We start from the raw sequence: 12,619 nt of genomic DNA, 5'->3' as shown, positions 1-12,619 counted from the left end.
TTACGCCGATACGTGGCAAAACGCGAGCGAATCGTAGTAGTGGCAGCGGCCCCGGCAATGGGCTTTATTGCGGCAGTCCGCGGCGCATTCATCGGCGCTCATGGCGGCGCGGTAGGGGGCGAAACGCTCCTCCCAAATGGACTCCATGGAGTGGCTGGCGAGGTTAAAGGTGAACTCCTCCGTGTTGGCGAACGAGCACGGCTTCACGTTGAGCGCTTCGTCGATGTAGATCGAGAAAAAGCCGCATTCGCACGAGTCGATGGTATCGACGTTGACCTCCGTGCCGTGCATCAGGAGCGGCACGAAGCAGGCGTCGAAGCCGATGCGCGTGGCGCACTGGTTGGCGTTCACCTTGGCCAGGAACCACTCCAAAGCGCCGCCCAGCTCCAGGCACTTCGCGGGGTTCGCCCGGCCCTTTGGCTTGTAGGTCAGGAAGATCACCGCGTGGAGCCCTTTGAGGAGCGCATTCGCCTTGCCGTCGAGCAGCTCAATGGCTTCGAGGATCGATTCGCTGTCCAGGATGAAGTGGAGATTAACCGTCACCCCCGCCTCGGCGAGGAAGGCGATTTTATCGACCGGGATCTCCGCGATGGAGCGCACCGAGAGCGCCACGGCTCCGATCCGCCCCCGCAGGCGGCGGGCCACGGACGGGTCGATGAGAAGGCCGTTGGTGGTGAAGTTCGCCACGATGTTCCGCTTTTGGGTTTCGTCCAGGATCTTGAAGAACTCGGGATGCTCCAGCGGTTCGCCGCCGCCGAGGGCCACCTGGAAGACGCTGCCCCAGCGCTCGCTGCGCAGGCACTCAATGACGTAGGCGTACTCCTCGGCGCTCATGAACGCGCCGCCGGGGACGCTCTCCCGGTAGCAGAAGGCGCACCCTTTGGAGCACTGGTTGCTGATAGAAATATCGGCCAGCTCGGGCCAGGGGGCGCGCTCGGGGTTCTCGTCGAGCGTCGCGCCCCAGTGAAGCGTGAGTCCGGTTTCCGTGTCGCCCCAGAAGTTGTAGCCCGGGCCGTGGCGGCGGATGATCATTTGCCGGAGGCCTCGGAGTTTTTCTTCAGCGTGTTATGGCACTCCGGCGTATTGAGCCGCTCGCAATCGTCGCACTTCACGCGCTGGCAGAATTTCTCGGCCAGGCGCACTTTGTCGCGCGGTACCTGCATCGACCCGAACCCCTTGAATTCCGACGCCAGCCGCCCATTGACGAAGTACTCGCCGTAAATATAGGCCCACAGCTCCTTGTCGCTGAGCGCCGCGAAGTCAACGCTTTCGACCGGCTGGGGAAACGACTGGTCGTAGAGCGTGTCGGGCTTTTTGGAGAAATCGTAGACCTTCCGATAGAGATCGTTTTCCCCCACGGTGATTTTCTCCCCATGCTCCTTGAGGTCCTGGCTTAGCACGCCGTAGATCCGTTCCCGTTTGTTGCCCGGGGAGGCGTGGCCCTCCCGGATGTGGGTCATTTTGTAAGAGAATTCCGCCATGTCGGGGCTCATGGTGATGACGTAGCTGACGGAACTGCTGTTGGTAACGAAATCGGTGCGAATTTTCATAGAGGACAAAACATGGGATGGCCTGGTTTTGCGCCGAAGGCCCGTTGGTCGGTTTGCCGTTCGCGCGCGAAGGTCTGCTAAATATCTCAGCGGAAGCGGGCACGCTGAAGGCGCGGATCGCCGCCGCAAAATCACCCAGTTTGTCTGATGTGCGGGGCGGGGCTTGAGCAGCTTCTATGCCATTGGAGGTGCTTGAGGGCGCTCCCAAGGGGGAAATCCCCGCGCGCGAGCCGCGTCACCCGTGTTGTGTTTCGATCAGCCTGCTGCCTTCTGCCCGTTGCGGTGGAGGGATTTGAACAGAGGATATTTCGGAGTTGAGCTCGGGTCCCATTCAAGCTTTCCTAAAAGATATGACTCCTCCTCCCGGTTTGTTCCGATGGACTGGATTATTTCTTTTTTCCGCTATGACAGCTTTTTCACAAAACCCAACCGCCCAGCCCAACCCTGCCGTCGCATCAGAGGGCGTGATCAAGGAATTCACCTTCGCCGAAAGCACGATCTTCCCCGGTACCACGCGGGAAGTCACCGTTTTCATTCCCGCCCAGTATGACGGCTCCAAGCCCGCGTGCGTCTACGTTCGGCAGGACGGCTATAACGCCGAAGAGAAACCGCTCCTGGAAAAAATGATCGCTGCGGGTGAAATCCCCGTGTTCATCGGCGTGTTTGTGAACCCCGGCGTCCTGAAAGCTCCCGTCGCGGGCCAGTTCGAACGGCGCAACCGCTGCTTTGAATACGATGGAGTAGGGGACCGCTTCGCCCGCTTCATCAACGACGAAATTCTACCCTTCGTCGCCCAATCGTGCGCTGTGAAGCTCTCCGCCGATCCCAACGACCGCGCCATCGCTGGGGCGAGCAGCGGCGGCATCTCCGCGTTCAATGCCGCGTGGGAGCGCCCGGACCTGTTCCGGCGCGTCTATGCCAACAGCGGCAGCTTCGTGGCCTTCCGGGGCGGGCATGAACTCCCCACGCTGGTTCGCAAATTCGAGCCCCAGCCCGTACGCGCCTACCTCACCACGGCCACCCACGACATGGAAAACTGCGCGGGCGACTGGTTCCTCATCGACCAGGAAATGGACAAGGCGCTGAAGTTTTCCGGTTACGACTACGAGTTCCACGTCATCGAGGGGCCCCACTGCGCCGGGTGGATCGACCATTTTAGCGATGCCATGCGCTTCATCTGGAAAGGCTGGCCCCAGCCGGTCAGGCCCGGGACAGGCGCTCCGCGGGTGCGCGACGTGGTCGTGGACAACGCCCCGTGGGAACCGGTGCCGGGGGATTTCCAAGCTCCGCGCGGCCCCGCGTGCAATTCCAAGGGCGAAATTTTCTTTGTCGACGTCAAGACGAACCGAATTGGCCGGATCGGGCTTGATGGGAGCCTCTCCGTATTCGCCTCCGATGCCGCCCACGCCTCCAGCCTCTTCATCGGCCCGAAAGACGAACTTTACACCGTCTCCGAGATCACCGGCGAAGTGCTGGTGTACAACGCCGAGGGGAAGGCGGCCCCATTCGCCAGCGGAATCAAAGGCGCCTATGGCCTCGCCCTTCCCTCTGGCGGCATCTACATCTCTGCCCCTGCCCCCGGCGCCTCCGCCGAGGAGGGGAGCACCCTCTGGTACCTCAAAGACGGCCAGAAAACCGCCATCCCCGCGCCGGAGATCAAAGGCGCATCCGGGCTGGCGCTGCGGCCCGATCAATGGCTGCTCTCCATTGGCGACGGCCGTTCCAAGTGGGTTTTTAGTTGCCAGGTTCAGCCGGACGGCACCCTTATCAACCAAGAGCGCTTTTTCTGGCTGCACGTGCCGGATTGGGAGGACGACGCCGGAGCGCAATCCATCTGTTACGCCCAGGAAAACCGCTTACTCGTCGCCACGCGCTTCGGCGTGCAGATTTGCGCGGACGACGGCCCCACGCAAGTTATCCTGCCCATGCCGGACCGCCGTCGCACCATGGGCGTCTGCCTGGGCGGGCCGGAGCTGAATACCCTCTACGCCTTCTGCGACGGCAAAGTCTGGAAGCGCCCGGTAAAGCTCCATGCCGCCGGAGCGTTCACCCCCGCCGTCACGCTTACGGGCGTTCCTCTGTAAAGCGGATACCCGCCCCGGCATTTCAGGATGATTGAATATGCCCGGCGGGCTTTCCCCGGGGGTGGATATCGTTTCTTGACGAAACCGGCGCTTCCCTTCAAATTCCAGGTAAATCCCCGCCCTGATTTCCCCTGTGTCTGTCAGCATTCTTATCCCCATCAAAAACGAGGCGAAAAATCTCCCCCGTTGCTTGAAATCGGTGGCCTGGTCGGACGACATTTTTGTGGTCGACTCCGCCAGCACGGACGCTTCCCGGGAAATCGCGGAACAGTTCGGGGCCAAGGTCGTGCAGTTCCAGTTCAACGGCATCTGGCCCAAAAAGAAAAACTGGGCGCTGGAGAACCTCCCCTTCAAGCACGAATGGGTCTTCATCCTCGACGCCGACGAAGTGCTGCCGCCAGGGGCCGAGGCCGAGCTGTGTGCCATCGCCCACGACCCGCACCCGCCGTTCGAGGGCTACTGGATCAACCGCCGCTTCATGTTCATGGGGCGCTGGCTTAAGCACGCCTATTACCCGAACTGGAACCTCCGGTTTTTCAAGCACCGCCTGGGCCGCTACGAACAGCTCACCAACGTCGATACCCAGAGCGGCGACAACGAAGTCCATGAGCACGTCGTCGTGCAGGGAGGGACCGGCTTCCTCAAGAGCGAGATGGACCACTACGCCTTCCCTTCGGTCGATGTCTTTGTCGAAAAGCACAACCGCTATTCCAACTGGGAATCCCGCGTGGCGCTCGACCGCTACCTGCACGCCAGCGAGGCCCACTTGCAGAAGGGGAACGTCGGCTGGCGGCGGCGGCTTAAGCAGATCTCCCATCACCTGCCGTGCCGCGAATGGCTCCGGTTTCTCTACGTCTACGTCTGGCAGCGCGGCTTCCTGGACGGGAAAGAGGGGTACTATTTTGCCCGGCTGCACGGGTTCTACGAATTTCTGAGCGTGGCCAAGACCTTTGAACTCAAGAAAGAGGCGAACACGGGCCCGCAAAAATGACGACCGCCGCCAAGCCCGCCTCGGACCGGATCGCTTTCCTGGATCACATCCGGGCCGTCGCGCTTCTCCTCGTCCTCGTCTTTCATTCCCTCAACCCCGCCTTTGGGGTCAACAGCCTGGGGTGGACGGGCTGGTTCCGGGACTTCGGCGGGGTGCCCAAGTCCTTTCTGCCCCTGCTCCCGTGCTCGTTTGCCTGGGCCGGGGTGGCCGTTTTCTTTGCCGTCAGCGGCTTTTGCATTCACTTGAGCCACGAGCGTTCCGCGCAGAAAAGCTGGCGGGTCTTTTTTATCCGCCGTTTCTTCCGGATCTACCCCCCGTATCTCCTCGCCCTGTGCCTCTTTTGGGTCTTCCTGCCGCACGACCGGCTGGCCGGTGAAGCGGGAGCTGGCGGGGCAGGGGCGGGAGTCGGGCAGTTCCTGAGCCATGCGTTTTTGGTGCACAACTTTCAGCCCGCCTGGGCCTATGCGATCAACGGCTCCTTCTGGAGCATCGCCACGGAGTTCCAGCTCTACCTGATCTACCCGCTGCTGCTGCTGATGTCCCGCCGCCTCGGGTGGCGCGGGGCGCTTTGCGTGGCGGCGGTGCTGGAGACGGGGCTGCGCACGGTGGAGTTTCTTTGGGATTTCAACCCGCCCGTGCTGCTGCGTCCGCTGCCCGTGTTTTACTGGTTTAGCTGGGCGGCCGGAGCCCGGCTCGCGGATGATTGGATCTACGGGCGCCCGCTTTTCCTGAGCAAAATCCCGGCGCTGGTCTTGGTGCTGCCGATGCTCGCCTCGTTCTTCTTCAAGCCGCTGTTTTCCTACAGCTTTCTCTTCATCTCGCTGGTGGCGGTGAAGTGGATCGCCTCGTGGCTGGAGCGGCCCGAGGGCCATTTCTCCCGCCCGGGCGTCGGCTTCGAGCTGCTGCGCCGCATCGGGTTGGTGAGCTACGGCGTTTACCTGCTGCATCAGCCGTTGCTCGACCTCGTGCCCGACCTTCTGCACGGGGCCTTCCCCCACGTTTACTTCCATCCGCTTAAGCTCTACGCCCTCACTCTGGGCGCTGGCGGGCTCGTCTGCCTCTTTTGCGGGCTATTTTACCAATGGGTGGAACAGCCGAGCATTGAGGCTGGAAAGTGGGTCATCCGGCGCGTAACTCGCCCGGGAGCCCGGCCCGAGCGTGTCCGCGTATGAAGGCGCTCATCATCAGCCCCTATTTTGGCAAGCTGCCTCCGTGGTACGGCCTCTTTATGGTCACGCTCGCGCGCAACCCGCTCCTGGACTGGCTGCTCATCACCGACGGCCCCGTTCCTCGCCACCGCCCGGCGAACCTCCTCGTGCGGCAGATGTCGCTTGGCGACTTCAACGCCCTTTGCGCAAAGCAGCTCGGGTTCGATCCCGCCATTGCCAACCCGTACAAAGTCACCGAGCTGAAACCGGCGTTTGGCCGGATCTTCGAAGAGAGCCTGGGCGGCTATAGCCACTGGGGGTATGGGGATTGCGACGTGCTGCTCGGCGATGTCGCCGCGTTTTTCCCGGAAGCGCTGCTGGACGCCTACGACGCCTTTGCTTCCTGCCGCTGCTCGATCACGGGGCAGTTCGCCCTGTTTCGCAACACGCCGCCGCTGCGGGAATTCTACCGCCAGATCCCCGACTACCCCGCGCGGGTGCGCAGTTCCAGCGTCTTCAACCTGGATGAGCTTCCCACCGACGCGGCGCTTTCCGCCCAGGGGGCCTGCATCCTGCGCCGCCAGTTGCAGATTCACGACGTCGATTCAGAAGAATGGCGGCAGTGGGCGGAGCGCCTGGAGCGGGAGGAAAAAGGGACGCTGGACGGCTTTTTCTGGGAATCCGGGGAAGCCGACTGGCGCGATGGGCACCTCTTACACACCGCCACGGGCCGCGAGGCGATGTTCTACCACTTTCACCACTGGAAGAAACATTGGCGGCTGCCCGCGTTCCCCTACTGGCCGGGTGAGGTCACGCAAATCAGCGTGCGCCAGAGCGGCCTGAAGTTCGCCCCACGGAGCGGCTGGAAACGAATTGAATTTGCGCTGAGCGCTCAGGTGCCGTATTGGGTGGGCCGGGTATTTTCAGCCGGACGCGGTTGGGCCGGGCGGATTCGCCGCGGCGTGGCGCGGAGGCTAAGGCGTGCAAGTTAAAGCATTTATGAACCCTGGCGAGGACTCTCATTTTCGGAACATCCTGGGCGTCCGGTTTTTCACCGGGCCCGCGAAGGAAGCTGTACAAATCGCGCTCGCGGGCGGCCTCGTCGTCGTTCCCTCCGCGCCCGTCCTGCTGGCCATGCAGGAGGACCCGTACACCGCAGAGGCCCTCCTCAACAGCGATCTGGCCATCACCGACAGCGGCCTGATGGTGCTGCTCTGGCGGCTCCTCAAGCGGGACCGCGTGGAGCGGGTCTCCGGCCTGGAATACCTGAAGCTCCTCCTCTCAGAACCCTCCCTGCGCGAGCCGGGGGCCGTCTTCTGGGTCATGCCCTCCCTAGCCACCCGGGACAAAACGCTCGCCTGGCTCGCCAGCCAGGGCTTCCCGACGACGCCCGAGGACTGCTACATCGCTCCGGTCTACGGAGCGGGTTGCGTGATCGATCCGGAGCTGCTCGCGCGCATCAACGAGCGCCGCCCGGCGCACATCTTCATGGCCGTCGGCGGCGGCGTGCAGGAAAAGCTGGCCTATTATCTAAAAGTGGGGGCCTGCTACCGGCCCGGGCTCCACTGTACCGGGGCGGCCATCGGCTTCCTTACCGGCGACCAAGTGCGCATCCCGACCTGGGCCGACCACTTCTACCTCGGCTGGCTCATGCGCTGCCTGCATGCGCCGGAGCGGTTTGTGCCCCGCTACTGGAAAGCCCGTAAACTAATCTGGCTGCTCCTGAAATACCGCGAGCGCGCCCCGGAGGTCCGGAAGTAATACGATTTACACAGATAAAAGGCATTAAGTCTCACGCAAAGACGCAAAGAAGAAACGCACCTGCCTTCTTTGCGGCTTTGCGTGAAATATTTTTTATAGAGAGGCCGTTTAGTGGCGTTCGACTATGCAAGTCGTATAAAAGCGCCCCCCGCGCGGTTATTCCCGCCCCGACGTCTGTTTTTGGAGCTCGATCATCCCGGGCGCTTTTTTCTTAAAGGCCGCCAGAGCGGATTCGAAGTCCGGGAACCCGGCCATCGTGAATTCGATCGTCTGCTGCCCCAGGTTCCGCTGGCCATGGAGCGCGCGGTTCACGCCAAAGGTGTCTTGCTGGAACACCCCCGCGTCCACATCGCTCGCCTTGCCCTCGTTATGCCGGGTATAGAACACGAAAATCCGGCCCCCTCGGCGGCGGAATTCCCAAGTCTGGAATGTCAAGTAGCCGCCTTTGACGGCGACCCTTGCCGGTAGATAAGCCGCCTCCAGCGGCATGCCCGCAGCGGGGAAGCAGATGTCCGGCGTGTGCATCGGAGCCCACTGGCTGGTCCCCTTGACGCCGCCGCCGAACTCCAGCGTGGAAAGCGACCATTCGGTTCCGTCGTTTTCCTTCCACTTCCCGGTGCGGCCCCCGGAGCAGAGCGTCACGTCGCGCACCCGGTCGGGAATTTCGCTCGGCGTAAAGCTCGGGTTAGTCTCCGGCCAGATGATCTCCGCATGCGTTGCGAATGGCTGTTCCGTATCGTGGAGCCCGTACCAGCCTTCCACCCCGACGATCACCGCCGCAAACCAGAGCGTCAGCAAAGCGCCGATCCACGTCGGGATCTTGCGCAGATTCGGGGGCGGGCCGTTGCCGTCCACGCGCGGTTTGCCGCCGATCTCATTGGCCACGAAGACCATGATGCCCAGCGAAAGGAGCAGGATCGACCAGCCCGCGCGGTCGTGCCAGGCCTCGAAGTCGGTCATCCCGTTGTACAGGCAGACAAACGAGAGGATCAGGATGCGCAGGACATTGAAGGCCAGCGAAAGCGCCACACCGAGGCCGACCAGCGTCGCCCGCAGCGGAATGAGCATCCGGCGCTCTTCCCCGAGGAAAATGGCCACCATGAACAGAGACTGGAGCGAATGAATGCCGCTGCATGCTTCGTTGATGCCGATGATCCCGGTTTTCAGAATCACTAGGTTACCGTAATCGACCGCCGTGATCCCGAGCAAGTGGAGCACCTCCACTGACGCCGAGGCCACGAAGCGGCTCAAGCCCTGGATGAGCCATTGCTCGGGCGTGAGCGGGAGCTTCACCGCGCAGAAGAGGAACAGCACCGGGATCATCATCTGGCGGGCCAGCTTCCAGCCGCCCATGATCCCGAGGAGGGCAAAGGTGTAGGCCGCCACCAGGAACGTCAGGCCGTAGCCCGGCACACTCCAGTGGGTCGTCGCCTGGCGGATCAGCCAGATGGGGGCGATCAGGAAGGCGAAAAGCAGCGTTGCGCCGCTGGCTCCGATGCCGTCCGTGCGGCGGGTCTCCGCGAGCGAGTTCCAGCGCAGCCAGAAAAGCCGCAACCCGAGCGGCACCACCAACCAGCCGTACTGGTATTGCGGCGAGTTGGACCAGAAGATATGAAGATAGGCAATCAGCATCCCCCAGGGCAGGAGGATCGAGGCCCACATCAGCACACGATTGAGCCGCGAGGCCGAGGCCAGGTCGAGTTCCGGGATCTGCGGGACCGCGCTCGCTGCGTTTTCAGGGGTCGTGGAAGCCATGAGCCGAATATCTTATCAGCGCTTTTGCGTAGAATCAAATACCGGATAGCCGACAAACTGAAGCCACCCGAGGCTCCGGCGCATTCCTTCCTGGAAAGAAACCGGGGGCTGGTAGCCCAAAATGCGCTCGGCTTTCCCGATCGGGAGCCGCCATTGGCACTGGCCCAACAGGGAAAGTTCTTCCGTAACGGCGGCGGGCGTGCCGGGGGGCAGCGTCCAGACGTTGGGCATCGGCGTATCGCGCCAGTTGGAGAGGAGGACTTTGGTGAGCCGTTTGAGCTGGCTTGGGAAAAGAGGGAGGAGCTTCTGGACGGCGGGACGCGAGGTGATGGCCCCCACGCGCTCTTTGAGCGGTTTGGGAAATTCTGGCGGCTCGATGGAGCGAACGCTCTCCATTCCGACACCGAGGGCCCCGGCCACGGCGGCGTAGAATTCCCGCCACGTCACCCTCTCGGCATCGCCCACGAGGAAGACCTCGCCTTTCGCCTCAGGAACCACCAGAGCCCGCTCGATGGCGTGAACGAGATTATCGACGTAAATCGTATTGCAGAGGGCCTCTCCTTCGCGAATGAGCGTGGCGCTCCCCGCCAAGAGCTGCGTGGCCACGTCAGCCACCCACCGGGAGCGCGGCCCGAAAACGACCGAGGGCCGCAGCATCACCACCTCCACGCGGCCATCTTGGGCGAGCTGGTTGAGGAGCCGTTCCGCCCGGACCTTGGCCGTGTTGTAGGCCATGGCGTGCTTTTCGTGAAGGGGGCTCGTTTCATCGGTGCCCGGTTCCGGGGCCTGGCCGTGAACGGAGGAGGAGCTCAGCACGACGAGCCGTCTCACCCCGGCGCTTGCGGCAGCCTGGTAAATGGAGCCCGCCATGCCGACAATCTGCGAAGGGTCGCCAATGGCGGCGTGGACGACCGCCTCGCACCCGGCAAAAGCGCGGGCAAGCGCGGGGGCGTCCATGACGTCGCAGACCTGCCAGGGCAATTCGAAGCGGGCCATTACGGCAAGGCTGCTGAAGGAACGGACCACGGGCACGACCTCGAATGCGCCACCCCCCAGCTTCCAGCATTCGAGCAGGCGCGTGCCGACAAATCCACTGGCTCCGACGAGGGCGACTTTCATAGTGAGGCGAGGTGTTGGGCGGTTGTGGTTTCGCCGGGGGTGAGCCAGGGCATTTCGAGGAGCCCCGAACGCTCCCGGTAGCAGCGCTCGATGAGCTGCAGGGAGCGGATGCCTTCCTCCCCGGGGACGCGGAGCGTTTCGCGGCCTTGCAGCGTGGCGGCGATGTTCTGGAGCTGGGCAATGAAGCTTTGCGGGTTGGAGCGCTCCGGGCGGCCGCCGGGGCCCTGCAAGGTTCCCGAGAGCAGCGAGGGCATGCCGTCGGCCTGGATTTCGAGATGCGCGGCGTCGTTGACCTTGTAACGGACCACGCCGCGTTCGAACCGGAAGGTGTAGCAGTTGCGCGTGGCCCAGTCGCGGCTCAGGTGGACCTGCCCCCGAGCCCCGCCCGCGTAGGCGAGTTCGAGGCGGCAGTTGGCCTCCTGGCCGCCCATGGCGTCGTCGCGGTAGAGGAGCGTTTCTGGTTCCCCGAGCCACCAGAGGAGCAGATCGAGCACGTGGACGCCGATGTCGAGCAGCACGCCGCCGGGTGTCACGCTTTTGCGAAAAAACGAATCTGACGCAGCCTGCCAGCCGAATCGGCCCCCTTCCTCGACGGTGAAGGAAATCAGCCGCCCCAGAGGCTGTTTTTCGAGGAGGCCTTTAAGCGCCTCGCAGGCCGGAAAGAAGCGTTTGTAGAGCCCGACGGCCAGCAGCGAGCCACTGGAGCGGGCGGCGGCAAGAATGGTCTCCGCATCGGCGACGGTGTCGGCCATCGGCTTTTCGCAGAGCACGGCGGCTCCGTGGGTGAGGGCGTGGACCGCCGCCGGGGCGTGGAACTTGGGTGGCGAGGCAACGACGACCAGGCGGGAGTCAATGGGCGTCTCCTCCAGCCGGGCAAAGCGCGCGGCGTTCGGGAAGGTTTCCGCCAGCTTGGCGAGGCTCTCCGCCGAGGGGTCCACGAGCGCTTCCACCTTGAGCGTTCCCGCGCCTTCGAGCGCCGTCAGCGCCGGGGCATAAAAAAACTGGCTGACCGCGCCGCAGCCGACAAGAACGATGGGAAGAGCAGGGGTTTGCATGAAGTTCTAAGGAGCGGGCTTACCGGAGACCCGCCTCGAAGGCGGACTGTATCACAGCCGGGTTGAATTCCGTCTCGGCAAAATGCGTGCTATTCGCTGATTTTCCCGCCCAGCCGCGCTCGGTTTTCAGTGCTTCGACAAAGGCCGAGGCGTTTTCGATCCGCTCCGGCGCGTAGAAATCGGGGTATGCGTTGCGGGCGGCCCATTGGCCCAGAGCGGTTTCGCGCGGCGCGACCAGCAGGGCCGGGAGGCCGGTTTGGGAAAATTCGACGAATTTGCTCGGGAAGCTGGTCCGGGTCCACGGCATCTCTTCCACGCGCTCGCTGTAGCTCACCAGCACCGCCGAGGCGTTGCGGGTGATGAAGTCGAGCGCCTCGCGGTTGGTCGGGAAGAGATCGCGGTGCTCCACCGGCTCGGCCTCGCAGATCGCGCGCAATTCCGGCGTGGGGCGGGAGAGGATGAGGAGCCGTCCCCCGGCGGCAGCGATGACGCGGGCAAGCCGGGCGAAAAGCGGCATCTGGGCGGGGTAGGCGAACCCGGCGTAGACGATCAGCGGCCGGGTGGTTTCCGCTTTCCACTGGGCGCGTTCGGCCACGCCCTCGGGGATGGGTGGCAGGACGTGCTTTTTAGACGCGGGAACGTCGTACTGGTCAGCCAGCTCCGGGGAGACGAACCAGAGTTGATGGGCTTGTTTGAGAATCCACTCGCTGCGCCGGAGGGTCGCGGCGGCTTGGCGCGGATCGACCCCCGGGAAGTCCGGCGGATAATCGTGGATGATGAGGGTCAGCGGTGCGCCGCAGTGCCGGGCATAGTGCGCGGCCACCTCGGAGTGCAGCTCGCTGTAAAGGCTCAGGTAGGAGACGATCGCCTGGGGCGGCTCGGGGAAGAACTGGGCGCATTCTCCGGCCCAGAGGCGCATCCGCAGCGAGCGCAGGAAACGGTTCCCGGCGCGGAACGGCGGCCACCACGGCTTGCGAAGGCTTAGGTGATGGATGGGCCACTTTTCCGCCAGGGCGTCGGATTGTCCATTTTCCGTCACCAGCTCGATATGCCAGCCGCCCGCCGCGAGCCGCCGCAGGTGCCGGAGCAGGATGACCGGGCTGCCGGTGCCCTGGTCCGGTGTCTGGCCGAAATAGACGAGGTGCGGGGTTTCCAT

11 protein-coding genes are annotated in these 12,619 nt (G+C 63.5%); 5 read left to right on the top strand and 6 right to left on the bottom strand.

The window, feature by feature from the left end:
* A complete protein-coding gene (locus B2828_RS12835; protein ID WP_479634152.1) occupies positions 1-1,032 on the bottom strand; it encodes a radical SAM protein in 1,032 nt (343 codons plus the stop codon).
* Complete coding sequence (locus tag B2828_RS12830; RefSeq protein WP_479634151.1) at positions 1,029-1,550, bottom strand: hypothetical protein; 522 nt, start codon at positions 1,548-1,550, stop codon at positions 1,029-1,031. Before B2828_RS12830 ends, B2828_RS12835 begins: the two co-directional genes overlap by 4 nt.
* A gap of 404 nt (positions 1,551-1,954) precedes the next feature.
* Between B2828_RS12830 and B2828_RS12825 the strand changes: the two genes are divergently transcribed.
* The 5 genes from B2828_RS12825 (at position 1,955) to B2828_RS12805 (ending at position 7,534) form a co-directional block, all read left to right on the top strand.
* A complete protein-coding gene (locus B2828_RS12825; protein ID WP_479634150.1) occupies positions 1,955-3,634 on the top strand; it encodes an alpha/beta hydrolase-fold protein in 1,680 nt (559 codons plus the stop codon).
* A 133-nt stretch (positions 3,635-3,767) separates the two neighbouring features.
* Positions 3,768-4,625, top strand: coding sequence for a glycosyltransferase family 2 protein (locus B2828_RS12820; RefSeq protein WP_479634149.1), 858 nt, complete (start codon positions 3,768-3,770; stop codon positions 4,623-4,625).
* Positions 4,622-5,797, top strand: coding sequence for an acyltransferase family protein (locus B2828_RS12815; RefSeq protein ID WP_479634148.1), 1,176 nt, complete (start codon positions 4,622-4,624; stop codon positions 5,795-5,797). The genes B2828_RS12820 and B2828_RS12815 overlap by 4 nt, the downstream gene beginning before the upstream one ends.
* Positions 5,794-6,765, top strand: a complete 972-nt coding sequence (locus B2828_RS12810) for a DUF6625 family protein (RefSeq protein ID WP_479634147.1) — start codon at positions 5,794-5,796, stop codon at positions 6,763-6,765. The genes B2828_RS12815 and B2828_RS12810 overlap by 4 nt, the downstream gene beginning before the upstream one ends.
* Complete coding sequence (locus B2828_RS12805) at positions 6,755-7,534, top strand: WecB/TagA/CpsF family glycosyltransferase (protein ID WP_479634146.1); 780 nt, start codon at positions 6,755-6,757, stop codon at positions 7,532-7,534. The genes B2828_RS12810 and B2828_RS12805 overlap by 11 nt, the downstream gene beginning before the upstream one ends.
* A 156-nt stretch (positions 7,535-7,690) precedes the next feature.
* Here B2828_RS12805 and B2828_RS12800 read toward each other — a convergent pair whose 3' ends face one another.
* The 4 genes from B2828_RS12800 to B2828_RS12785 are packed head-to-tail and all read right to left on the bottom strand — an operon-like array spanning position 7,691 to position 12,619.
* Positions 7,691-9,289: an exosortase/archaeosortase family protein gene (locus tag B2828_RS12800; RefSeq protein WP_479634145.1), complete on the bottom strand. Its 1,599-nt coding sequence runs from the start codon at positions 9,287-9,289 to the stop codon at positions 7,691-7,693.
* Between the two features lie 15 nt (positions 9,290-9,304).
* Positions 9,305-10,408 (bottom strand): NAD-dependent epimerase/dehydratase family protein, encoded by a 1,104-nt coding sequence (locus tag B2828_RS12795; RefSeq protein WP_479634144.1) that lies wholly within the window; start codon positions 10,406-10,408, stop codon positions 9,305-9,307.
* Positions 10,405-11,463: a Gfo/Idh/MocA family protein gene (locus tag B2828_RS12790; RefSeq protein WP_479634143.1), complete on the bottom strand. Its 1,059-nt coding sequence runs from the start codon at positions 11,461-11,463 to the stop codon at positions 10,405-10,407. The genes B2828_RS12795 and B2828_RS12790 overlap by 4 nt, the downstream gene beginning before the upstream one ends.
* 19 nt (positions 11,464-11,482) lie before the next feature.
* A complete protein-coding gene (locus B2828_RS12785; protein WP_479634142.1) occupies positions 11,483-12,619 on the bottom strand; it encodes a glycosyltransferase family protein in 1,137 nt (378 codons plus the stop codon).

Source organism: Spartobacteria bacterium UBA695, from assembly GCA_002298145.1.
GTDB lineage: Bacteria > Verrucomicrobiota > Verrucomicrobiia > Chthoniobacterales > Chthoniobacteraceae > UBA695.
This window is presented reverse-complemented; position numbering and strand designations above follow the sequence as displayed.

Bases quoted from the DNA above. Each gene is read 5' to 3' on its own strand.
- B2828_RS12795 (WP_479634144.1), bottom strand. From the start codon at position 10,408: ATGAAAGTCGCCCTCGTCGGAGCCAGTGGATTTGTCGGCACGCGCCTG.
- B2828_RS12790 (WP_479634143.1), bottom strand. From the start codon at position 11,463: ATGCAAACCCCTGCTCTTCCCATCGTTCTTGTCGGCTGCGGCGCGGTC.
- B2828_RS12825 (WP_479634150.1), top strand. From the start codon at position 1,955: ATGACAGCTTTTTCACAAAACCCAACCGCCCAGCCCAACCCTGCCGTC.
- B2828_RS12800 (WP_479634145.1), bottom strand. From the start codon at position 9,289: ATGGCTTCCACGACCCCTGAAAACGCAGCGAGCGCGGTCCCGCAGATC.
- B2828_RS12830 (WP_479634151.1), bottom strand. From the start codon at position 1,550: ATGAAAATTCGCACCGATTTCGTTACCAACAGCAGTTCCGTCAGCTAC.
- B2828_RS12815 (WP_479634148.1), top strand. From the start codon at position 4,622: ATGACGACCGCCGCCAAGCCCGCCTCGGACCGGATCGCTTTCCTGGAT.
- B2828_RS12835 (WP_479634152.1), bottom strand. From the start codon at position 1,032: ATGATCATCCGCCGCCACGGCCCGGGCTACAACTTCTGGGGCGACACG.
- B2828_RS12810 (WP_479634147.1), top strand. From the start codon at position 5,794: ATGAAGGCGCTCATCATCAGCCCCTATTTTGGCAAGCTGCCTCCGTGG.
- B2828_RS12785 (WP_479634142.1), bottom strand. From the start codon at position 12,619: ATGGAAACCCCGCACCTCGTCTATTTCGGCCAGACACCGGACCAGGGC.